Source organism: Neobacillus sp. YIM B06451, from assembly GCF_032667185.1.
In the GTDB taxonomy this organism is placed as follows: Bacteria; Bacillota; Bacilli; order Bacillales; family Cytobacillaceae; genus Bacillus_D.
The window spans coordinates 521,867-545,707 of sequence record NZ_JAVFKJ010000001.1 but is presented as its reverse complement, the minus strand read 5'-3'; the positions used below and the strand labels follow the sequence as shown (position 1 = coordinate 545,707).

Genomic DNA, 23,841 nt, shown 5'->3' with positions numbered 1-23,841 from the left:
GAGAAACCCGGCATCCGTTATTTTCATGAAGGTTCACCCATACAGCAACCCTTTATCACGCAATAGGTCTTTAAGATGTAACACATACACTTTGTTATCACTTACAAATAACATCTCAGGCCCACGGCAGCTAAGAAGATAAGTTGTCAACAAATTATCTGTCTCATCGGCCAGTGAAAGAGTCGTTACCTTAATCAAACGATTTCCATGCCCCATTTTATAAAGAGTATATTGATCCCTGTCATCATAACCTCCTCTAAACAAAAAATACTCTTTATAAACTATAAAGCCATCCGAACCGCTAACATCCGGCTGGAAATACTCTAATTGTCCATTGCGGTATCTTCCAAGCTCGAACTCCGTGTAAAAATAAAACCAGACATCCTCTTCCCCGGCAACATTTAGCGCATAACAGTCACTGATGAAATGCGGGTCGTCATTTGGATATGTATAAACTTCTTTGCCTTCGGAATCCCATGCCCTTAATCCGTACGCTCCAATTGGCTTATCCCAGCCATAATTCCCAAAAACGCCCTCATCAAAATAAGAAGTCCAGATTTTATTTACACTGGTAACATATAAATCCTGAATGCCATCCCCAAGCAAAAACTCCCGTATCAGGTTCCCGTCCATATCAAAAACTTTCGCGTTAAGGTCATAATCGCCATTATCATATAATTCAGCCCGCGCACATGCCAGGAGAATGTGATTCTCGTCAATTAATTGGATGAAATGGTAATTCCAACTTTGATTTGGAAGTTCAACCTCCTGTTTGTAACCCTTTCCCATAATAATCACTTTATAATGATGGATGGTTTCTGTTTGAACGGGCGGGAACATCCCATCGATCCTTTCGGGGACTTCGTTCACCCCAAGGATGCAAATTTCCCCTCTTGGACCCAAAGAAACTGACGCAACGGTATATCCATTAAACTCATTTTTTAAATCAGCTGCGGGATTCATTTTGTAAATCATCTTTCATTCACCTCTTGTTTTGTGGAAAAATTAGCAAACTCCGGCCATATCCGGTCTGGCAGAATGCCTAAATCGGTCCAGACAGAAGTCCAAACTAATTAAAAAACCCTTTTCGCTGACCAGCCGTTATACTTACCTTTATATTTCTTGGCGTACAATGATATAAGTTCAGATTGATAATCAATCAGTGCCAGGGCCTCGGTTTTTATGGCCTTAAACACAATGTTTCCAAAATCGTCCTGATCAACTTCAATTGTAAACCCTGTTTGCCTCATTTCATTGACACACTCTTCAGCAGCTTCTTTTGGAATTTCAAGCTGGTGAGTGATTTCACATGTATTTGCTAAAAATAAATTGATTTTTGTTTCTTTTACCTTCTGGTTATTCGTTTTAAGTCTGTTTTCCAATTCCTTGGAAGTTTCATAGTAACCATATAATCCTTGTTGGAATATATGGTCAATTTGTATCCGGTTATAGTCCAGAATCCACTTCCTGAATTTATGATAAATAGGAAGCAGTGTCTCTTTCTCTGAACTATACACATCACAGCCGCGGTCATCATACATGTGCAACAACGTTTTCCTAGTCAAATTAAGGAGATAAATATTTCCGTTTATAGTTGGCTTCATGCCGAAATCCTTATTGGCAATCGCTCGGAAAAGATATCCCAAACGCAAGTCCCCTTTTTCTACCCTTACACTATATCGAGTGGTTTTTCTTTCTGTATCCTCTTCATCATGTTCATAAGGAACGGTTTCGACTATCAACCGTTTTGCTAACTTGGTATTTTTCATGAAACGATGGATTCCAGGCAGGTCGTATCCTCTGTAATCAATGTGTTGATTAACTGTTGCGATTAGTAGAATCGTATCTTTCTCGTAAAAAAGGGAATGAAAAATCGAGGATACCCGATGATGGATTTCATTAAAGTAATCCTTGCCTTTTAATTCATCAAGTCCGAGTTCAAAACGAATCCAATACTTTGCTTCTTTCATCAACTTGTCGAACAGCTCCATTTATTAGCTCCTTTGAATCCATTGTACGTCCAAAAAGGTATATTCTCTATCTTGCCATCATTAAAAGTTTACTGTATTTCCACCACAAAAGCATACGAAGCCTCGCCGTTCTTCCATTTTGAAAAAACTTCAAAGATGTATTCACCTTTATCGACAGGGGCAAGAAATTGATTTTGAGTTAGTTCGTATTTATTCTCTCTACCACCTTCAGTCCATTCATATACCTCTAGTTGAGGATTGCCTTCAATTAAGATCTTTACTTGTTGATTCGGTTCTAATTTTATTGCCTCCATGCCTGAAGCCATTTGAAAGGGAGATGCGTAATCTGTCATTTCCACCCTTATTTGCCCTGATTTCAACCTGGTTTCCCACCTATAGCCCCCTCGTTTAAGTTCATACTCTTTTCCATTAACCTCAATAAATGCTCCCATTCTAAAAAACTCATTCTCTATCACCATGTCTTCTTGGTTGCCATTCATACAGCCAGCCATGAAAAATATTGAAAAAACCAATAATCCTATAAGGATAGATTTCAAAACATCCCCCCCTTTTTAATTAGACGATAAAAACATCCAATATAGCATCGTATTTGATATACGTTTTTACGGAATTTGATTTTTCCTGAAAAGTTGGGAAAGTTTTGTCGTAAATTGTAGAATTCGAAGTATTTCTTATAAGGAGCATTTGAAAAACCTATATTTTTCATGCTTTTTATGTTGGGAAACTTTTATGAAAAGCCAAAAGACAGAATTGTGTAAATTTAGAATTATCTGATATTAAATGTTATATTTACCCTACTATAAGAAAATATGTTAATTTCTTGTAGCTATTAAACCATAAAGGGGGGATATTTATGAAGATTAAAGTGAGAAAGACAGAAAAATTGACTCCAACTTTCTGGCCATACCACCTGTAAGCAAATACATTCTACTAAAAGCTCATGGAGGTGATGAATTTGAAAATCAAAGTCCGCAAAACTGAAAAGTTGACTCCAACATTTTGGCCATACCATTTGTAAAAAGAATAACATCTAAGATGGATTGATAAAGTTATGGTAATTTCACTAAGTTTTTTCAAAAAGATCGGAATTCATTTAACGTAGGAGAATGGTACTTGTTAATTGGTGCCATTCTCTTCCTTTAAACCAGGAGGGAACAAAATGCGTCCAGCGTTCAAGAAAACTTTGCGGCCCATTATTCGGAAGGGGCAAGTTATTGAGATTAACTACCATGGCACAGCTACAGAGATAGATGATCCTGACGGTAACATTTATGAACTATTGGAGCTTCTCGACGGCTCCCGTTCGATAAGTGAAATAGCGAATCATCTAAACCTCCCTATTGAAGATATCGAAGATGCAATTATTTTTTTAAACGAACTTCATTACATAGAAGATACTTCTGTCCCCAAGACATATTCCCCAACAGAATTGGATCGTTACCAGGCTAATCTAAACTACTTCTCAGGCTATGCAAACCTGGATGTGAGCAGGTTCTCCTTTCAGGACAAATTAAAGGACGCGAAAATCGCAATATTGGGTTTGGGCGGCGGATCCCTCGCGGCAGCGTATCTGGCGGGATTGGGAGTTGGCGAAATTGTCGGGTTGGACTACGACAAAGTTGAACGGACAAATCTGAATAGGCAATTCCTTTACAATGAAGATGATATCGGCAGGTTAAAATCCGAAGTTGCGGAAGAAAAAATTAAGAAGATTAATCCGGAGATTTCGGTTAAGATGTATAACCAGAAAGTTGGCAGTTATGAAGATTTGCTCGATATTTTAGATGGAGCGGATGCAGTAATTAATGCGCTCGACCAGCCAGCAATCATTTCCGCGCGATGGGTAAATGCCGCGTGTGTCAAGCTCGGAATCCCTTTCTATCGGGGCGGGATCAATAATCAATCGATCATGTGGGAACGAATTAACCCATTGAATCAGGAGCCTTGCTACGATTGTAAAATACTTTATTCCCTGGAGAGCGACCATGAAACGGTGTATCGCCTTGAGTCAGGGTATGGCAAAACTTTTTCAGGGGTAAACACAGGTTTTGCTCCCAATTTATCAATCTTAATTGGTCTATTTATTTCCGATATCGTTAACTTGATAACAGGGGCGGCTCCTTTATTTAAACCGAATATTACAGTAGACACCATTTTAATGAATACACTTCAATCCGAAAACGAGAAACCTGATAGACATCCTGATTGCCCGACTTGTTCCAACCAATTTAATGAAATGGCCAGCATTGAACATCTAAAACAGATTGTCTTTGGAAAAGGAGCTTTGCAGTGAATAAGGAAATCGCACTATTAACGAAAGTAGACTGTTCGCACCTTTCTATTCAAAAGGATTTTGAAGATGAATTCACGATTGGCGATCCTTCTTCAGGGGAGTTTTTACAGGTGCCCCAGGTAGCGGTGGATGTTATCGAGCTGTTGAATGGCAGGAATACAATCGAAGAAGTGTGCGAAATTGCAAATGAGAAATATAATGAAGATGTTGATGTGATTGACTTTGTGATGACATTGCTCGAATATGGGTTGGTTTTGAGCATAGATGGAGAAACGTTAAAACCTGAAATCAAACGTGAAGCCCACCCACTGTTTCAAAAACTAGGAAGTTTCTTTTTTTCCAAAGCCCTTGTGGCTCTATATGGAATTTCCTGTTTAGCGGTATTGTTCCTGTTCGTCATCCACCCACCCTTATTTCCTAAATTCAAAGATTTGTTTGTGTATGAGCTAGTAGGCATCAGTACGTTCAATATCGTCGTGGCAGCTTGGATATTGACCATTGTCCATGAATTCGGCCATTTCCTTGCAGCTTCAAAGGAAGGCATTTCTTCCCTCATCCGTTTGAATCTGCGGATGATATGGCTTGTAGCAGAGACGGATATGTCTGGATTATGGGCAAAACCAAGAAGCAAACGATATATCCCCTTCCTAGCTGGCATGATGTGGGATGTTGTAATCATTTTGATATGCCTGGCCGTGCAGCTGACCACAAAGAATGAATTATTGATAGCTTATTCCAAGCTTATTGTCTTTTTAACGCTCTTTGCATTCCTGTTTCAGTTCATTATTTTTTTGCGGACAGACTTATATTTTGTGGTCAGCAATTGGAAAAACACCTCTGCCCTGCACCAAAATAGCTTGATGTATCTCCAAAAAACATTTTTAAAAAAGGAAATGCCTGACTGGGAACAGCTACCCGAACATGAGAAAAAAAATGCTGTCTGGTTTGGATTTTTATATGGAATTGGAGGCATCATCGCCATTACCCTTTTCTTCTATTTCCAAGCTCCGGCCATACTCTATGGACTTACAACGGTTTATCATTCGATAACACTTTACGGCATAGAAAGCTTTTATTTTTGGGATAGTGTTCTGGTTTTAGCTGTTTTCACCCTGCAGGCAATCATATGGCTGTTTGGCCTCCGGACTTCCATGAAAGAAAGGAAAGCGGAAAGGCGTACAGTTGAAGCATAACAGTTTCGCCTTTTTAAAAGAGTAAGCAACAATCCCGTGGCTTACTCTTTTTTCAATTCCATCAATTCCACTCTACCACGTTGGCTCATTTCCTTACCTCCAAACAAAATTGTCAAACTGACTCAACTCCTTTAAAAAATATTTTTCGATAATTTCCTTAATTAGCAACATTGTAAGCGTTCACAAGAAAATTGTGTGGAAATATGTTGTTGACACCCTTTTTTCCAAGGATTAAGATAAGTATTGTTAATTTCATACATAAACACTTATCAAGAGAGACCGAGGGACAGGCCCTATGACGTCCGGCAACCCCCAAGTATGGGTACGGTGCCACTTCCTGCAGAATGGATTCATTCTGGAAGATAAGTCGTTAACAAAATTGTTTACGATGCCTCTTTCTGAATGAAAGAGGCTTTTTGTTATGGAAAAATAATGTTTTCGGAACGAACCAGGGGGGCTTTCCATGATCGCAATCGATAAAGTTGTCAAAATATATAAAACGAGAAAGGGAACGGTTACAGGGGTCGACAATGTTTCGCTTCAGATAAAAAAAGGTGAAATCTTCGGGATCGTCGGTTACAGCGGCGCAGGAAAAAGCTCATTGATCCGCTGCCTAAACCTGCTGGAAAAACCGACCTCGGGCGAGATTACCATCGATGGGGTCAAACTTACCTCCCTTTCGGATAAGCAGCTGCGTGAAGCTAGGCAGAAAATCGGGATGATTTTTCAGCACTTTTATCTCGTATCCTCAAAGACGGTTTTCGAGAATATTGCGTTCGCGCTTAAAGCAGCTGGAAAGAACAAAACCCAAATTGATAAACGGGTAACCGAGCTGCTCGAGCTTGTCGGTCTCACCGATAAGCGGGATGTCTATCCGGCCCAGCTGAGCGGCGGGCAAAAGCAGCGGGTTGGAATTGCAAGGGCCCTCGCGAACGACCCGAATGTCCTTCTGTGCGATGAAGCGACGTCCGCGCTGGACCCGAGCACAACGAAGTCCATCCTTTCTCTTTTGAAAAAAATCAACCGGGAGCTTGGCCTTACCATTGTCCTGATCACTCATGAAATGGATGTTGTAAAGGAAATCTGTGACCGGATTGCCGTTATGCAGGACGGAAAAATCATTGAAGAAGGCCAGGTTTACGAAGTTTTCGCGAATCCAAGACAGCCGCTGACAAAGGCATTCATCAACAGCGTCCTTCATTTTGAGTTGCCGGAACATCTTTTGGCAAGGCGTGAGGGTACTGTAGTAAAAATCACCTTCAAGGGCGGCGCGGCCGAGGAAGCGATTGTATCGGATGTACTTCAGCAATTCAGGGTGAAAGGCAATATCCTTCATGGAAAAATCGAGTATATTCAATCGGTTCCCCTAGGGATTTTCATAATGGAACTGACAGGTGAAAAAACAGAAATTGATAAAGCCATTTCCTATCTCATTGACAGGACCAATAACGTGGAGGTGATTGCACATGGTTGAGACAATCCAACTAATGCTCCCTGACCTGAATAAGGCATTTTTCCAGACAATCCAAATGGTCCTCATTTCTCTTGGCGTTGCGCTTGTCGTCGGCCTGCCACTCGGGGTGCTGCTGTTTGTCTCGGACAAAGGATTATTTCTTGAAAACAGGCCGATTAAATCGATTCTTGGCTTTCTGGTCAATATGATCCGTTCGATTCCGTTCATTATTTTGCTTGTCGGCCTTTTGCCGCTAACCAAATTGATTACCGGCACAACGATCGGGCCAATTGCCGCCAGTGTCTCCCTTTCGGTTGCCGCCATTCCGTTTTTTGCGAGATTGGTAGAAACCTCCCTGAGGGAAATTGATAAAGGTATTATTGAGGCGGCTGTCGCGGTTGGCGCGACTCCGTGGATGACTATCAAGGATGTCCTCCTCCCAGAGGCTCGGCCTGGGATTATCCAAGGCGTCACACTGACAACCATTTCCTTGATCGGCTTTTCTGCGATGGCCGGGATTGTCGGCGGCGGTGGGATTGGGGACCTTGCCATCCGCTTTGGCTATTACCGCTACGATAACACCGTCATGCTTGTAACGATCGTAGTCTTGATTTGCCTCGTCCAAATTATCCAGCTAACCGGCGATGCGATCAGCAAGAAAGTCGACAAGCGTTAACCAAGTTTGCAAAAGCGGATTGCTTTTCAAAATAAATTAAACCATCAAAGGAGATTTCGAAATGAAAAAAGTTTTGTTTGCTCTTATTCTCGTACTAAGCCTCGGTGTCCTGGCTGCATGTGGCAGCTCCGATCAGTCTTCCTCCAAAGACGGGGAAAAAGCGGAAAAGAAGGACATTAAAATTGGCGCTACAGCTGGCCCATACAGCGATATGGTGACAAAAGCGATCAAACCTGTTCTTGAAAAGAATGGCTACAAAGTTGAAGTTGTTGAATTCAGCGATTACGTCCAGCCAAACCTTGCCCTTGGCAATGGCGATATCGATGCAAACCTGTTCCAGCACAAAATCTATATGGAAAACTTCGCGAAACAAAACAACCTGGAGCTATCTGAACTTGTCATCGTTCCGACTGCCCCAATGGGAATTTTCTCTACTAAATTCAAATCAGTCGATGAAATCGCGGAAGGTAGTACGGTTTCCCTTCCAAACGACCCGACAAACCTTGCGCGCGCGCTGGGTGTGCTTGAAGACGCCAATCTGATTACAATTGACTCTTCAATCGATCCACTAACAGCGTCAGAAAAGAATGTTAAAGATAACCCAAAGAAGCTTAAGTTCACTCCGATCGAGGCAGCCCAGCTTCCGCGCTCTGTTGAAAGTGTAGACCTTGCCCTCGTACCAGGCAACTTCGCCCTTGCCGCAAAAATGAACCTGCTCGACGCGCTTCAGCTGGAAGATATGCCGGATGACTACCGCAACCGCGTCGTTGTCAATACGAAAGACCTTGATTCCCAGCTGGCAAAAGACCTGAAGGCCGCAGTTGAATCAGAAGAATTCGAAAAGACAATCGACAGCGACTTCCAAGGGTTCGGCAAGCCTGAATGGATGAAAAACCGATAAGATACTATAACAGCGTACCCGCCTCGTGGGAAGTTTAGCAAAAATCTTTTTAAAAAATAACAAGAAGCCAGCACCGCTTATGTGCTGGCTTCATTTATAAGGAGATGTGTACTATGAAGATTGAAGTCCGCGGCGCGCCAAATTATTATGCGTGTGAGGCTGGGATTCTAAATACCCTCCCCGATATCCTTGCCAACCATGGACTAAGGAACCCTCTTTTGCTGACAGGGAAAAACTCTTGGAACGCGGCAAAATCTTTTTTTCCAAAAGGAATCAATGCACGGCATGAAACGTATTCCGGGGAATGTTCTATTGAAGAAATCGAACGGATTGGCAGGCTCATTCAAAATGAAGGCCATGATGCAATCATCGCAATTGGCGGCGGGAAGGTACTTGATCTTGCAAAAGCGGCCGGTGACCTTATTTCTGTTCCATTCATATTGATTCCAACTCTTGCGGCAACGTGTGCAGCCTGGACACCGCTAAGCGTGATTTATGACAATGATGGCCGATTCCTTTACTATTCCATTTTCAAAGGAAGCGCCCTTGCCGTTCTTGTCGAGCCGGCAATTCTGGCCGCCTCCCCTCCCGCTTATCTTCGTGCCGGAATCGGGGATACGCTTGCAAAATGGTATGAAGCGGACGCATTGCTCAGGCAAGTTGAAAATTGGACTGTACCGATGCAAATTGCGAGAGAAGCAGCCCTTCTATGCAAAACAAATTTACTTGCTTTCGGTCAGCAGGCACTTGATGCCGCCGAAACGGCAACGATCACCCCTGAACTTGTAAAGGTCTGTGAAACGATCATCATGGCAGGTGGAATGGTTGGAGGTTTTGGCGACCGGTTCGGAAGGATTGCCGGAGCCCATTCCATCCATAACGCACTCACCCATTTGCCGGAATCCCATCAGCACCTTCACGGGGATAAAGTAGCTTACGGAATCCTCGTCCAGCTAATGCTTGAAGGCAGGAAAGTAGAAGTTTTAGAGTTGCTCCCCTTTTATAAAAAAACCGGCTTGCCATACAGCCTGAAAAACCTTGGCATCCTTTCCACCGAAAGTGCCGCCGAAGTCATTGCAGCCAATGCACTTGTTTCAAACGAATCGATCCATCTGCTAGATATTCCTTTAACTCCAGAAATCTTGGTGAGCTCAATACTGGAGCTTGAATTGATGGTAGGAGAATAACCATTTGAGCACCTTCTGATTATGGGGGTGCTCTTCAAAATGGAAACATGTGCCCAATTAAAAAAGGAAAAAAGCTATTCCACGAAAGGCCCAATGTCCAATGGAATAGCTTCTGTCTAAAACTTGTGGAATGCATGCAATAAAAAAAGTGTAAAGACGTGTGTTTCGGCACACGTCTTTTTCCTGTTTTAAGTCTCGGCTGGATTATTGAACTGTATCTCTATATGTGTTATCCAGTCGTCAGATAGAACAGATTTACATGGCCCTAACCAAAAAAAGAATACAAATAGGCAAATGCTATCTAAACCTCCTCATGCTTCCCAAGAGGAAGTTATTTTGGAAAAGTTTTCATATGAACAGCTTTTAAAAATCTACGTGATATAGTTAATGTTTCAAAATTCAAAAAGTTTAAGCTATAATAAACAGAATATTATTTTAGGGAGACTAAATGCATGATGGAAGAAAACCTGACGTTCATTTTCCATCCTCTAGGAGACCAGGCAGTCGTCATAGAGCTTGGAAAAGATATCAATGAAGAAACACAGCGAAAGGTCCAGCTAGTTACCTCATTTCTAGATAGAAACTTGGAATCCTGGATGATTGAATACATACCCGCCTTCACGACTGTCACGGTGTTTTACGACCCGGTCGAGGTCATCTCTAAGTTTAGAGGCATATCCAAATTGCCATATGATATTGTCTGTATCCAGCTAAAGAAATTATTGGGCAAAATGCCTTCAACCGAAGAAACCATGCAGCGGACGGTCGAAATTCCGGTTTGCTATGGAGGGGAAATGGGCCCGGATCTCCCGTTTGTTGCAAAGCATAACGGTCTTTCCCAAGAAGAAGTAATCCACATACATTCCACTGGAGACTACACGGTTTTTATGATTGGCTTTGCTCCAGGCTTCCCGTTTATCGGAGGCATGTCGGAAAAAATAGCCACGCCACGCAGGGATAGTCCCAGATTAAAAATTCCTCCGAGAACCGTCGGAATTGCTGGCAAACAAACAGGGGTATATCCGATTGAAACGCCAGGCGGCTGGCAGTTGATCGGCCGGACGCCTGTAGAACTGTTTCGTCCGGAAGAAGAGCCGCCCACCCTCTTAAGAGCCGGCGATAAGATTAAATTTATTCCGATTAGCATTGAAGAATATAAAAGGCTTGGAGGAGATCGAACATGATCACTGTAGTAAAACCAGGCCTCCTTACAAGCGTTCAGGATATGGGCCGTTATGGATACCAAAAATACGGGGTGATAGCAAGCGGAGTGATGGACCAGATCGCTCACCGGGTTGCTAATATACTGGTAGGCAACGAGGAGAACGAACCTACTCTTGAAATAACCCTGCTCGGACCAGTATTACGATTTGAAAAGGATTGCTTGATTTCCATTTGTGGAGGAGACCTTTCCCCATCTATTAATCGTCTTCCCGTGAGGTCATGGCGAACTATTTTTGTAAAAAAAGACAGTGAACTTCGATTTGGGCCAGCGGTAGCTGGAACCAGAGTGTATCTTGCCGTGGCCGGAGGTATAGCCGTCCAGGAAGTCTTGAATAGTAAATCCACTTACTTAAGGGCGGGAATTGGGGGTTATGAAGGCCGTGCTTTAAAACCAGGAGACGTCATACGATTGGCCAAGCCAGGAGACCTTTCAACAACCATGATGGGAAACTTAGAGGATCTAACCGGGGATAAGCCTTTTGCGGAAATGGATTGGTCAATAACATCGAAATTAATTCCAATTCACCAAAAGGACATGCCAATTCGCGTCATGAAAGGCAAGCAATATCATCTCTTCGATGAGGAAAGCAAACGAAGAATTTTTAGTGACAGGTTTGAAGTTTCCCCTCAATCAGATCGAATGGGATATCGGCTGAAAGGCCCTCTCTTACGGCTTGAGGTTCCAGAGGAACTGATTTCAGAGGCCGTAAGTTTCGGGTCCATCCAGGTGCCTGCTGAAGGAAACCCGATTGTACTTCTGGCCGACCGGCAGACTACAGGTGGCTATCCGAAAATTGCACAGATTGCTTCAGTTGATTTACCCCTGATTGCCCAAGCAAAGCCTGGGGATTACATCACCTTTAAAAATGTGACACACGAAGAAGCCCAGCTTCTTTTCCTTGAAAGAGAGGAAAACCTAAAGCAGCTCAAAAATGGGATTATTTTAAAATTTAAATAGGAGGAAAAAGCAAATGCCAATTGTTGATATTAACTGTGACATGGGAGAAAGCTTTGGTACATATACACTCGGAAGGGATGCGGAAATCCTCGATTATGTAACGTCCGCCAACATCGCCTGCGGGTTTCATGCCGGCGACCCTGCAACGATGAGGAAAACTGTAAAACTAGCAATCGAGAAAAATGTAGGGATCGGCGTCCACCCTGGCCTTCCGGACCTTGCTGGATTCGGAAGAAGAGAAATGAACATCTCTCCTCAGGAAGCATACGACCTGGTAGTCTACCAAATCGGAGCTCTGAGTGCCTTTGTAAAAGCGGAAGGCGGCAAAGTTCAGCATGTTAAACCTCATGGTGCTTTGTTTAACATGGCTGCAAAAAATGCTGGACTTGCGGAGGCCATTGCTGAGGCGGTATACAAGGTCAATCCGGAGCTTGTCTTTTTCGGCCTTGCAGGTAGTGAACTGGTAAAAGCGGGTCAAAGACTGGGCCTTCGGAGTGCGAGTGAAGTTTTTTCCGATCGCACCTATCAGGAAGATGGTTCTTTGACATCAAGGCGTGAGCCCAATGCTTTAATCAAGGACCATGAAACTGCGGTTAGCCAGGTGATCCGAATGGTAAAGGAGGGCAAGGTGTCTTCACAGCAGGGCCACGATATTTCAATAAAGGCTGATACAGTTTGTATTCACGGCGACGGTGAAAGCGCCCTTGATTTTGCAAGGTATATCACCTCAGCATTAAAGCAAAATGGTATCACAATTGCTTCAATAGGCAGCTTTTTAAAATAATGAAAATTTGGCCTGCTAGTAGGCCAATAAAATTTAGGGGGTTCATATGCAAAAAAAATCAACTGCCAGTATTCTAATGGGTGCCGCGTTCCTAATGGCAACATCAGCAATCGGCCCGGGGTTCCTTACTCAGACAACCGTTTTTACACAGTCCCTTCTTGCCAGCTTCGGATTTGTCATTTTAATTTCCATTATTATTGATATTGGGGCCCAGATGAATATATGGAGGATTATAGCTATTTCAGAAAAACGCGCCCAGGATATTGCCAATGATGTTCTTCCCGGCCTTGGTTATTTCCTGGCGGCCCTTATCGTTGCCGGAGGACTTGCTTTTAACATTGGAAATATCGCCGGAGCGGGACTTGGTGTCAATGTTCTATTTGGCTGGTCAACAGAAATGGGAGCTCTTCTCAGCGGAATTATAGCGATTGGTATTTTCCTTGTACGTGAAGCCGGGAAAGCCATGGACCGTTTCGCCCAGATCATGGGATTTGTCATGATTGCCCTTACTGTTTATGTGATGTTTACAGCCCAGCCTCCTGTTGGGGAAGCTGTCGTAAAGACCTTTGTTCCTGATAAAATTGACCTTCTTGCCATTGTCACCCTAGTCGGCGGAACCGTGGGAGGATATATCACATTTGCCGGAGGGCACCGCTTGCTAGATGCCGGGATTAAAGGAAAAGAATCATTGCCAGAAGTGACCAAAAGTGCCGTAAGTGCTATAGGTATCGCTTCAATTATGAGGATTTTCCTGTTCCTCGCTGCGCTAGGAATAGTGGCACAGGGTCTTGCAATTGATCCAGCCAATCCCCCAGCCTCTGTGTTTAAACTGGCTGCCGGAAACGTCGGATACAAAATCTTCGGTGTCGTCATGTGGGCTGCTGCGGTTACCTCTGTTGTCGGTGCTGCCTATACGTCCGTATCGTTCATCCAGACATTAAGCAAGACGGTCGATAAGTATCATAAATGGACAATCGTCGCCTTTATTGCGATTTCCACCCTTGTTTTCGTGATTATTGGAAGACCTGTTAAAATTCTTGTACTCGTCGGATCCCTTAATGGTCTTATTTTACCTATTGCATTAGGTGTAATGCTGATCGCTGCCTACAGGCCAAAAATTGTTGGTGACTATAAACAACCTCTCTCGATGACGATTTTTGGGGTTGTCATCGTCATTGCAATGGCGATTATGGGTGGATATTCACTGGTTAACGGAATACCTCAGCTATTTAAATAAGTAGGAAACGAGGTTCTTTTATGGAAAGCACAATAGGAATGATGACTCCACAAGCTATACGTGAAAAAATCCGTGCACACGAGTGGATAAAACCTACTTCCGGTTTAGCACCCGGTTATATCCAGGCAAATCTGGCTGTGCTTCCAAAGGATTTAGCGTTTGAATTTCTTTTGTTTTGCCAAAGGAATCCAAAGCCTTGCCCAATCATTGATGTCACTATGCCAGGGTCCGGGGTCCCAGCCCTTTCAGCGCCTGATGCTGATTTAAGGACCGATATCCCGAAATACCGCGTCTACCGAAATGGGGTCTTTACCGAAGAATTATTAGACGTATCAGCACTATGGGATGATTCCATGGTTGGTTTTCTAATCGGCTGCAGCTTTACATTTGAAGAAGCCCTTTTAAGAAACGGAATCCCAATCCGCCATGTGGAAGAGGGACGGAATGTCCCCATGTACAAGACGAACATTCCAACAGTTAAAGCTGGCAGATTTGAAGGCCCTACCGTTGTCAGCATGCGACCAATGACAGAAAAGGATGCCATTCGGGCAATCCAGGTCACAAGCCGGTTCCCTTCTGTACATGGAGCCCCAATTCATATCGGCAATCCGGCTGCCATTGGGATTGAGGATATCGATTCTCCGGATTTCGGTGACAGCGTAACGATAAAGGATGGTGAGATTCCTGTCTTCTGGGCATGTGGTGTGACACCTCAGGCTGTTGCCATACATATGAAACCAGAGATTATGATTACACATGCCCCCGGTCATATGTTTGTGACTGATCTAAAAAATGAACAATTTAGTATATTTTAACCCTTGTAATATTTACATTCGATATAAACGGAGCTTTAATTGAGCAAAGAAAAAGACTCGCCGTTGATGTGGCGAGTCTTTTTCCCCTCAATCTATTGCTCTTATAATCGTTCCGAATCCGCTAACAATTATTAAGGTGTAAGGGGTGTATAGTCAACTCCCTTTGTATAGCGGTTGGATGCATTCCAAAGAAGGAATTCGTCGATTCCATTTTCATTCAAAGCACGGATTTGGGCTTCAACTTCGGCTTTCCCGTAAGTTTTATAGTTACCTTTTCCTAGATAGCTTGCGGTGAAATCCTGTATCCACGGCCTTGAGATTGGGCGTTTTTCCAATGCATCCAGTACCTTATTTTCATGCTTGGCGTACTCATTGATGATTTCATACGGCTGCAGGTCAGGCTTTTCAATCCCGAAATAGCTCGTCCAGTGGCTCGGATAAATCATGCTGGAGATGGCATCCACATTGGCAGAGATTTTGGAAAAGTTCTGCCCGATTCCCGGAGCCTCCGGAAGAGTGGCCGAGTAGCCGAAAATATCAACCGAGACATCTACATTGTAAGGCTCAAGTTCTTTCTTGGCATAGGCAACAAAATCAGTTACCGCATCAACTCTTTTTTGAACATTTTCTTTTTCCACTTTACTGTAATCTCCCTGTGAATACGTAAGCGTGCTATCCCTTGTTTCGAAACCTTCCGGGAAACGGACATAATCGAACTGGATGTCTTTGAAGCCCATTTTGGCTGCTTCCTTGGCAATTTCAACGTTATATTCCCATACTTCCTTCATAAACGGATTGACAAAGCTTTCGCCTCGCCCGTTTTTCCACACTTGACCATTTTCTGAAAAACTAAGGTCCGGCCTCTTGGTTGCAAGGTGGTTGTCCTTAAAGACCACCACGCGGGCGATCGGGTAAATCTTTTTTTCTTCCAAGGTTTTTAATAGTTTGCCAGGATCTTTTATGTAATTACGGCCAATCTCTTCAAATTTGGATCCTTTTTCGGGCTTATATTGCAGTAAACCAAAATCATCTTTGATATCGATGACCATACTGTTCAATTCCGTCGTTTCGACAAGCTTCAGAAGATCATCGAATCTTGAAACGCTCACAGTCGGCCCGGTCACATAGATTCCTTTTACCCCATCTTCCGGGTACTCAAAAGAAAATGGTGACTTAAAACCTTCAGGCTCAGGTTTTTCGGTTGAACCTTCAGGCTCAGGCTTTTCAGATGATTTACTATCAGGCTTGGGCTTTTCAGCAGGTTCTCCTTCTGGTTTTTCGGACTTACTTTCCGTTGGCGGTGGCTGGCCAGCACTTTTTTCCTGATTGCTGCATCCTATTAACAGGAAAGCAATCAATAAAATAATAAGAGTTTTGTAGTTCATTTCGTGATGTCTCCTCTAGTAAGTCTTTTATCTATAATAAAGACGAAACTCGATAATTTTTCGAATTTCGCTGAGAAATTTAAGAAATTTGGGTTTCCCCCTTTTCCAGTGGGTATGCAGATAGTAGAATCAGCATAATGGAGGAATCAGCATGAAATTATTTATTCCCGTTTTATTTGCCGCTACCATGCTTTTTGCATGCAGCGGAACGAAGCAAAGCAATGAATCTCGAGTCACAGAAACTATACCCCCAGCGGAAACGACGGAAACGGAAAAAGTAGAAAAACCTCAGGAAACAGATGAGCCTAATGAAAAGATCACTGAGGAAACTGCAGAAGAAACCCAGCCAGTCTACAAGCTGAATGAGGCCAATTGGGTCATCGAACGGCTGGATGGCTCAGAAGAAAAAAATGTCCTGCTCACAATCGACGATGCCCCAGACAAGCATTCGCTTGAAATGGCTGAGATTCTCAACAGGCTTGGCGTTAAGGCGATTTTTTTCGTGAATGGGCACTTTCTTGACACTCCCGAAGAAGAGGAAAGATTGAAAAAGATCCATGAAATGGGCTTTGCCATTGGCAACCATACATATTCGCACCCAACCTTGACAAATATTTCAGAAGAGGAACAGAAGCAGGAAATCGTCAGCCTGAATGAACGGGTAAAAGAAATTACCGGTGTTTCTCCTGCCTTTTTTAGGGCCCCATTCGGCATAAATACGGATTATTCCAAGGAGATTGCCGCTCAGGAAGGCATGCTGCTGATGAATTGGACATATGGCTATGACTGGGAGAAGCAATACAAGAACCCCGATTCCTTGGCTGAAATCATGGTCGGCAGCCCATTCCTCACAAACGGGGCAAACCTTTTGATGCATGACCGCGAGTGGACGAAGAATGCGCTTGAGGATATCGTCAAAGGGCTGCAGTCCAAAGGATATTCCATCGCTGACCCCGATTTAATTGAGGTCCCTAAAAAGGTAAAATAATAGAATAGCAAGCGAGGATTCTATATAGCTTCCAAGGTTAAAGAAAAGCCCTTCCTCAATATAGCAGGAAGGATCGGGAAATGTTATCCTATTTCTTGTTTTCTGTGATGATTATATTTCTTTTTGCCATTTCTTCGATGTATTCTTTTCCGGGCACGATCTGCTCCGGTGGGTGGACCCCTTTTTTGGCTATCGTTCCATTGCCAATCATTTGAGCTACAACGGAAACGGTGTTTGCGGTAGCCCGTGCCATCGCTGTTACATTATTTGTACGGTCTTTAAACGTCGTCATTTCATATTCGTACGACGTTTTCAGACCCTTTTTCTCTCCTGAGACGATGACGCGAAGCAATACTACATCATCTTTGTCCTTTAAGTCCACGATCGGGGCAAGAACCTTTAACAAGACATCTCTGGGCTTCACCTGCTGCCCTTTAATATCCACTTCATAATCTTTACGGGTAAGGTTAAGATCAACCAGCAATTTGAATTTTTCGGCATGGCCAGGGTAGCGGATCGTTTTATACTCCAATTCATCTAAATATGGGTATGAATGAGGTAATGTGGAGGTTCCACCCGACGTATGAAATGCTTCCAGCGGACCAAATTTTTCAAAGTAGATTTTTTCTATCTCTGAAAGTGATGGTACTTCTAACTTTACCCCATTTCGAATGATAAATGAAGGATCGGTATAATGATCGAGTAATCCTTCCATTGAAAAAACATGATTATATTCAAGCGGGGGTTCAGGCCTTGCAGGAATCCCCCCAACATACATCTTAATGGACTTCACATGATCGAGCTTGCTTGCACCGTAGCCGGCCAAAATATTTATCATACCTGGGGCAACACCCAAATCAGGGATAATCGTCGAATGACCTGCCACGGCTTCTTCATTCAACTCCAACACGCGATCCGTAATATTACCGATATGCCCGCCAAGGTCAACAGAACTTACCCCGGTTGCAATAGCCGCTTTCGCAACCGTCTCATTAAAGGTATAAAATAGCGCATTTACAACGACATCATATTGGCTAATAAAATATGCCAACTCGTCGTAGTTCCCAGCATCAACGGAAAACGCTTTTAATTTCGATGATTGAATTTGGTTGCAGACTTGTTGCGCTCGCCCTAAATCAATATCTGCCAATCCAACCGCCTCTACTCCACCACTTTGCACTAAATCACGGGCTGCTTCTTTCCCCATTAATCCAGACCCTAATACAGCAACTTTCATATTACACCTTCCTTTCAAAAAATTCGTATGGATTCCCCCAATACGAATGGAATGTCCATATTTATGGTTTTATAGTTTTCTTATTTATAAATATTGAAAATCCTCATTACTAAGTACACTTCAACCAAAAAAAGATGTAATCATCATTTACTGGAGTTAGGCTTCCGGTACATGAAAAACGGTACCAATACAGTTTTGGTTCCATTTCACACCTCTCTAGGAGCCAAAACGGTGCCATTCCAATCCCCACTTCCTTTACGCGTTGCAACAATTTTCTGTTGAAATAACGAAACTCAGGATTTGTCTTGACCCCTTTTATATCGTCCATGTTCAGCCAAAACAAAAACCTCCTTCGCTTATGCTGGGTTTTGCCCCAACATACGCAAAGGAGGTCACAAGTGTCGAAACGAAAAGACTGTTAACAAAATAATAAACAATTGTAATCCAATATCCCATCATTTGAAATATTATTATGGGATAATATTTATCTCTAGTTAAAAAGATGGCAACCCTTTCAGTTTCTGATTCACTCTATTAAAAACTGAGGATCAGCCAATAGTTGATTTTAATAGTTGATTTTTTATTATTCTAGGTGGTGCAAGTATGTTAGAAACACGAAAGAGAAAAAAGATAAGATGGATAAGAGTAACTACTGCCCTTCTTCTATTTAGTATTTTTTTTGTTGGTCTTTTTACTGTGTTTCAGTTTATAGAAGGAACGGTAAAAAAGGTTAATCAACCATTCAAAAAAGTTGAAGCAAAGCATTCGTTTCAAGGAGAGAAAATCAAAAAAGACGCGGTAAATGTTCTTTTGCTGGGAAGTGATTCCCGAGGTGAAAAACAAGCTAGGACGGATACCATAATGGTAGCTCACTATAATCCCGATACCCAACAAGCAAAACTTATTTCGCTAATGCGTGATATGTATGTAACCATACCTGAACATGGAGAGCATAAATTAAATGCTGCTTACGCAATTGGAGGACCTGAACTATTAAGGAAAACCATTCAATTAAATTTTGGAGTGGATATTCATCACTATGCGATTGTCGATTTTAAAGGATTCGAAAAAGCTGTTGACCTCCTCATTCCGGATGGAATTGAAGTAGACATCCCCTATGAAATGTCTGATGGAATCGGAATGACTTTAGAGGAAGGGAATCAACGACTTAATGGTAAAGAACTGTTAGGATATGTCCGTTTCCGCCAAGATCGGTTAAGTGACTTCGGCCGTGTGCAAAGACAGCAAGAAGTGGTCACAAAATTAAAGGATGAAGCAGTAAGCATTCAAAGTGTCGCAAAGCTTCCTGATCTATTAGACGTTTTACATACATACATAGATACAGACATTGACACTGCTACACTTTTGACGATTGGAAAAGACATGATGACGAATGAAAGTGGAAAAATACAAACACTCCGAATCCCGGAAGATGGCAGTTTTACAAATGAACGCCATGAAGGAATTGGAGAAGTCCTAGAAGTGGATTTGGAACAAAATAAAGCAGCTCTTAATAAATTTTTGGGAAAAGAAGAAAGTAATTCTTGATTATATTTTCGAAACCTCTAGCGACCACTTTTTGACGGCTATAAACCGCACAAGTCAAAGATGACTTGTGCGGTTTTTCAACGTAAGGATTTACTCGATTTATTGTCCAAAAAAATCCTTCATTTTATCGAAAAAGCCTTTCCGCTCATTCCTTGCCGTATTATAGGAGAGGCCGAAATTATAAATATACGCATCCCCGCTTTTCGCACGGTAAACATAGGACGGATCTTCCCTGAATCCTGGGATATCCCCTACTTCATTGTCGACTGCCTGCTGGTTGGCTGGCATCGTAAAAGGAAGTTTCCCAACAGGGTTAAATCTGCCGCGGATGACATCGATTAATGCTTCTGGCTTCGTTCCAAAAGTACCAATAAACGATGTGGCATTCGGCTCAACATTATTGAGCATCCATGGGCTTCTCAAGTTGATTGCGGTAATCGTTGGAACCCTCTTTTGTATTTGATTAATCCTGTCAATTTGGCTGACCTCAGTTTCAGGCCCGATTAACAGCTGAGGGAAACGTTTTAATATGTCTTGCTTCGGCATAATCCAGATAAGAGCATGGGTTGCGTTCTCCAGATTGTCTGTTAACGTAATACTCTTATCGTAGTTTTGGATTGTTTCTCTAAGCCTTTGTGTGGCGGCTCCATTCGTTCCTCCAGGAAACATTTCCACATAAAGCCTTATCCCTCTGATTTTTTCATCCGTTAACGGCAATAAATTGTTGTCATTCCTCATTAAGACAACGGACTTGCGATGCGCCAAATCAGCACGTTCTTGTGAAGTAGGGTCATTCGCAACGTTAAGGGCATTCTTCGGATCTACATAGGGATTTTCAAAAAGGCCCAGCTTCATCATTTCAGTCACCAAATAGGTTGCAGACCGGTTTACTCTATCTACACTTACCAAACCTTGGTTAACCGCCGTAATAATTGGAGTTGGATTTGCAACACCGGAGAAAATATTCGTTCCTGCGTTCAATGCTTTCGCAAACCGTTGTTCGATTGGCAAATCTAGAGCTCCCCATGCTCTCTCAACGACAGCACTTGTATCCGAGTTGACATAGCCGAGGAATCCCAGCTGGCCGCGAAGGTAGTCGGTAATAAAACTTCTGTTCAATGCGAAGCCAACTTCTTCAAACTGTTGTTGTGGACTAAAGTGTGGCAGGCCCTGCTCCGCACTTTTATTACTTGGATACGCGTAATAAGGCATGATTGACGTTGCATCGGCTTCAATCGCTGCCCGAAAAGGCGGAATATGGTACCTCACAAGACTGCCTTTTGTCGGATAAATATTATATTGGCCTTCTTCAAAATGGGGATCCTTCCCTTCTTCACGCGCTCCTCCGCCCGGAAAATGCCTAACAGTGGTGGATACACTGTTTTCATTAAGGATATCACCCTGATACCCTTTAACAATTCTAAAAATGATATCTGAAATAATTCTTGGATCTTCACCAAAGGTTTCATCAATCCTTGGCCATTCTGGATCGGTCGATACATCTGCTGAGTACCCATATAGTTTACGTATACCTGAAGCCCTGAATTCTCTTCCGGAAATTCTCGCAAATTCCGAAATCAGATTCAAATCGCGTGTAGCTGCCAGGCCCAAAGGATCCGGCCAGTAAGAAAATTGCCCAGCAGTCTCCAAATTTGGGACATTGGCCGGATGATTCCGAGGATTTGAAATAATCACGGCCGGAATTCCTAATCTTGTAGCCTCCGCCGCTTCCTGAATCTGATTATTGTAACCTGCAATCACATCCGCGCTCGGGAATTCACGGAAAATAAAATAACGGGTAGTCTGGTTAATCATCTTATTCGGGAGGACCAGCTTCCCTTCCTGGAACTTAGGAAACTCGGGAATTACCAGCAGACCCGCCTTCTCCTCTAATGTCATTTTAGAAATCAAGTCCCGCGCCCGTTCATCGTCGGAAAGCTGCCAGTTTTCATAAGGGTCTAGCTGTCCATTCCCGTTTAAATCCTTAAAGGTCTTTCCCTCAACCGTTAATGTTTTTTTAGCTCTAGCATCGATTACAGGCTGCGCCGTTTGTTGTCTTTTTTCCGCACCCACCTGCGGAACAAATAAAGAAAACGTTAAAAAAGCAACTAAAGAGGAAGAAATTATTTTCTTAAGTATTAAATCCATTACAAACACTTCCTTTTTTGAGAAATAGTATCCACCTTTTTTACTGTCTCTTTTAAGCAGATAATTCATCCCAAAAAAATAAAAAAATGTAAGTTTAGTGGATTTTTACTTTCAACCCCGTCCAAATAGAAAAGAAGCAAGGAAAATATCCTTGCTTCAACAAGATTTTTAAATTAGCTGCAAACCTTTTCAGCATTTACGCCCTAGCTTTTCTTATCCGTACAGCCAGTCAATCATATCAAAGTCCTTACTGAATGGCGTACAGGTCGAGTTTACTACCCTCTATTTCGCTTCCGGAAAAACGCTGGGATTTCAAGCGAGTCGTCTTGCTGGTGGGTAGCCTGTTCGTAATTCGCCGGCTCTTCGTAGACTGGCGGCTGGCTGTAGTTTTCGGATTGGCTATACCTACCAGACTGGCTGTAGCTTTGGTCTTGGCTGTAGTTGCCGGATTGTCTGTAGTTTTGTTCTTGGCCATAATATCCCGATTCTACAGGGGCTACTGTCTCTCGCTGTCTTAACTGAGCCTGGTATTGCTCACGGGAATTGGTAATCATGTCTCCAGTATGGCGTGATGTCTTTGACGGAGGAGCTTTCTCTTCAGCATGATCGAATCCGGTTGCAATCACGGTCACCATGATTTCTTTTTCCAGGTTTTCATTGATGACCGATCCAAAAATCATGTTAAGCTCTTCATCTGTTGCTGCCGCCACAATATCGGCCGCTTCCTGGACTTCAAATAAACTGAGGTTCATGCCGCCTGTGATGTTCATCAGTACTCCTTTCGCGCCATTGATGCTTGTTTCAAGGAGCGGCGAGGAGATGGCCTTTTTGGCAGCTTCTGCAGCACGGTTTTCGCCAGAAGCTACTCCAATGCCCATAAGCGCGGTTCCATTGTGGGACATGATCGTTTTCACGTCAGCAAAGTCCAGGTTAATCATGCCTGGCACGGCAATCAAGTCGGAAATGCCCTGGACCCCTTGCCTGAGGACATTGTCCGCCTCGCGGAAGGCTTCAATCATCGGCGTTCTCTTGTCGACAATTTCCAGCAATCGCTCGTTTGGAATAATGATTAAGGTATTAACAGCTTTCTTCATTTCTTCAATTCCGGCTGCTGCATTTTGTGCCCTCTTGCGGCCTTCAAAAGTGAACGGACGAGTCACTACTCCAATTGTAAGTGCGCCAAGTTCGCGCGCGATTTTGGCAATCTCCGGCGCAGCTCCGGTTCCGGTTCCGCCGCCCATTCCGGCTGTTACAAACACCATGTCCGCTCCTTGAAGGGCATCCTTGATCTGCTGCCTGCTTTCCTCGACAGCCTTTCTGCCGATTTCAGGATTGGCACCTGCCCCCAGCCCCTTGGTCAACGAACCGCCGATTTGCATCGTGACCTCCGCTTTTGACATGTTGAGAGCCTGGGCATCAGTGTTCACGGCAATGAACTCCACTCCCTGCACCCCATCCTCAATCATCCGGTTCACGGCATTATTTCCGCCGCCGCCAACCCCAATTACTTTTATACTGGCAAATTGATCGATATTGGTTTCAAATTCTAGCATATGTATAGTCCCCCTACTAAGCTTCAGTTATTGGCCTTATTTTTTCACTATACATATATAATTCGACACAGTCATGGAAACTTTGCCTATTCCTGCGATTTGTTAGAGAAATGTAATTTTACAGTAATAAAGTGTCATTATTCTTAGGGGTGATGCATTGGCGACTTGGCAGGAGTTTACAGATAACAGGAATCTGACGAGTTAACAATGGAGGCGTGTACAATACCCGGAACGTAACCTCATGTCTTTTGGGTAGGCTTTAGCGAAAAC

General features: G+C 43.1%; 20 protein-coding genes and 1 riboswitch. Of the genes, 13 read left to right on the top strand and 7 right to left on the bottom strand.

The annotated features are described in order from the left end of the window. Positions 1-33: 33 nt before the first annotated feature. From RB160_RS02535 to RB160_RS02525, 3 genes are all read right to left on the bottom strand, one after another. A complete protein-coding gene (locus RB160_RS02535) occupies positions 34-975 on the bottom strand; it encodes a hypothetical protein (RefSeq protein ID WP_316568626.1) in 942 nt (313 codons plus the stop codon). 98 nt (positions 976-1,073) lie between these two features. Beyond that, on the bottom strand, positions 1,074-1,991 hold the full coding sequence (locus RB160_RS02530; RefSeq protein ID WP_316568625.1) for a DUF3885 domain-containing protein: 918 nt from the start codon (positions 1,989-1,991) through the stop codon (positions 1,074-1,076). Positions 1,992-2,059: 68 nt separating this feature from the next. Next, the gene (locus RB160_RS02525; RefSeq protein ID WP_316568624.1) at positions 2,060-2,527 is read right to left on the bottom strand and encodes a hypothetical protein; all 468 of its coding nucleotides are present in this window, start codon (positions 2,525-2,527) and stop codon (positions 2,060-2,062) included. Between the two features lie 623 nt (positions 2,528-3,150). Between RB160_RS02525 and RB160_RS02520 the strand changes: the two genes are divergently transcribed. The 11 genes from RB160_RS02520 to RB160_RS02470 all read left to right on the top strand — a co-directional run bounded on the left by RB160_RS02520 (position 3,151) and on the right by RB160_RS02470 (position 14,712). After that, a complete protein-coding gene (locus RB160_RS02520) occupies positions 3,151-4,284 on the top strand; it encodes a ThiF family adenylyltransferase (protein WP_316568623.1) in 1,134 nt (377 codons plus the stop codon). Further along, on the top strand, positions 4,281-5,477 hold the full coding sequence (locus tag RB160_RS02515) for a PqqD family peptide modification chaperone (RefSeq protein WP_316568622.1): 1,197 nt from the start codon (positions 4,281-4,283) through the stop codon (positions 5,475-5,477). Before RB160_RS02520 ends, RB160_RS02515 begins: the two co-directional genes overlap by 4 nt. 263 nt (positions 5,478-5,740) lie before the next feature. Then, a riboswitch (SAM riboswitch) is annotated at positions 5,741-5,846 on the top strand. 94 nt (positions 5,847-5,940) lie between these two features. Then, positions 5,941-6,951, top strand: a complete 1,011-nt coding sequence (locus RB160_RS02510) for a methionine ABC transporter ATP-binding protein (RefSeq protein WP_316568621.1) — start codon at positions 5,941-5,943, stop codon at positions 6,949-6,951. After that, the gene (locus RB160_RS02505) at positions 6,944-7,606 is read left to right on the top strand and encodes a methionine ABC transporter permease (protein WP_316568620.1); all 663 of its coding nucleotides are present in this window, start codon (positions 6,944-6,946) and stop codon (positions 7,604-7,606) included. The genes RB160_RS02510 and RB160_RS02505 overlap by 8 nt, the downstream gene beginning before the upstream one ends. 61 nt (positions 7,607-7,667) lie before the next feature. Next, entirely contained in the window at positions 7,668-8,507 is an 840-nt protein-coding gene (locus RB160_RS02500; RefSeq protein ID WP_316568619.1) for a MetQ/NlpA family ABC transporter substrate-binding protein, read from the top strand. A gap of 113 nt (positions 8,508-8,620) precedes the next feature. Then, positions 8,621-9,694: an iron-containing alcohol dehydrogenase family protein gene (locus RB160_RS02495; RefSeq protein ID WP_316568618.1), complete on the top strand. Its 1,074-nt coding sequence runs from the start codon at positions 8,621-8,623 to the stop codon at positions 9,692-9,694. Between the two features lie 467 nt (positions 9,695-10,161). Further along, the gene (gene pxpB, locus RB160_RS02490) at positions 10,162-10,878 is read left to right on the top strand and encodes a 5-oxoprolinase subunit PxpB (RefSeq protein ID WP_396954661.1); all 717 of its coding nucleotides are present in this window, start codon (positions 10,162-10,164) and stop codon (positions 10,876-10,878) included. Then, positions 10,875-11,876 carry a 5-oxoprolinase subunit C family protein gene (locus RB160_RS02485; RefSeq protein WP_316568616.1) on the top strand — a complete coding sequence of 334 codons (1,002 nt, stop codon included), beginning with the start codon at positions 10,875-10,877 and terminating at the stop codon, positions 11,874-11,876. Before pxpB ends, RB160_RS02485 begins: the two co-directional genes overlap by 4 nt. Before the next feature lie 13 nt (positions 11,877-11,889). Next, positions 11,890-12,660, top strand: coding sequence for a LamB/YcsF family protein (locus RB160_RS02480; RefSeq protein ID WP_316568615.1), 771 nt, complete (start codon positions 11,890-11,892; stop codon positions 12,658-12,660). Positions 12,661-12,706: 46 nt separating this feature from the next. After that, complete coding sequence (locus RB160_RS02475; protein ID WP_316568614.1) at positions 12,707-13,897, top strand: NRAMP family divalent metal transporter; 1,191 nt, start codon at positions 12,707-12,709, stop codon at positions 13,895-13,897. A gap of 38 nt (positions 13,898-13,935) precedes the next feature. Beyond that, a complete protein-coding gene (locus tag RB160_RS02470) occupies positions 13,936-14,712 on the top strand; it encodes a putative hydro-lyase (RefSeq protein ID WP_316569048.1) in 777 nt (258 codons plus the stop codon). A 131-nt stretch (positions 14,713-14,843) separates the two neighbouring features. Here RB160_RS02470 and RB160_RS02465 read toward each other — a convergent pair whose 3' ends face one another. Then, positions 14,844-16,097, bottom strand: a complete 1,254-nt coding sequence (locus RB160_RS02465; protein WP_316568613.1) for a putative glycoside hydrolase — start codon at positions 16,095-16,097, stop codon at positions 14,844-14,846. Positions 16,098-16,248: 151 nt separating this feature from the next. Here RB160_RS02465 and RB160_RS02460 point away from each other — a divergent pair, with 151 nt between their 5' ends. Further along, complete coding sequence (locus RB160_RS02460) at positions 16,249-17,085, top strand: polysaccharide deacetylase family protein (RefSeq protein ID WP_316568612.1); 837 nt, start codon at positions 16,249-16,251, stop codon at positions 17,083-17,085. Positions 17,086-17,173: 88 nt separating this feature from the next. Here RB160_RS02460 and RB160_RS02455 read toward each other — a convergent pair whose 3' ends face one another. Next, positions 17,174-18,322, bottom strand: coding sequence for a saccharopine dehydrogenase family protein (locus tag RB160_RS02455; protein ID WP_316568611.1), 1,149 nt, complete (start codon positions 18,320-18,322; stop codon positions 17,174-17,176). A 603-nt stretch (positions 18,323-18,925) separates the two neighbouring features. Here RB160_RS02455 and RB160_RS02450 point away from each other — a divergent pair. After that, entirely contained in the window at positions 18,926-19,870 is a 945-nt protein-coding gene (locus RB160_RS02450; protein WP_316568610.1) for an LCP family protein, read from the top strand. Positions 19,871-19,969: 99 nt separating this feature from the next. Here the strand turns inward: RB160_RS02450 and RB160_RS02445 are convergent, their stop codons facing one another. After that, positions 19,970-22,018: a glycoside hydrolase family 3 protein gene (locus RB160_RS02445; protein ID WP_316568609.1), complete on the bottom strand. Its 2,049-nt coding sequence runs from the start codon at positions 22,016-22,018 to the stop codon at positions 19,970-19,972. Positions 22,019-22,293: 275 nt separating this feature from the next. After that, complete coding sequence (gene ftsZ, locus RB160_RS02440; RefSeq protein WP_316568608.1) at positions 22,294-23,571, bottom strand: cell division protein FtsZ; 1,278 nt, start codon at positions 23,569-23,571, stop codon at positions 22,294-22,296. Positions 23,572-23,841: the final 270 nt, after the last annotated feature.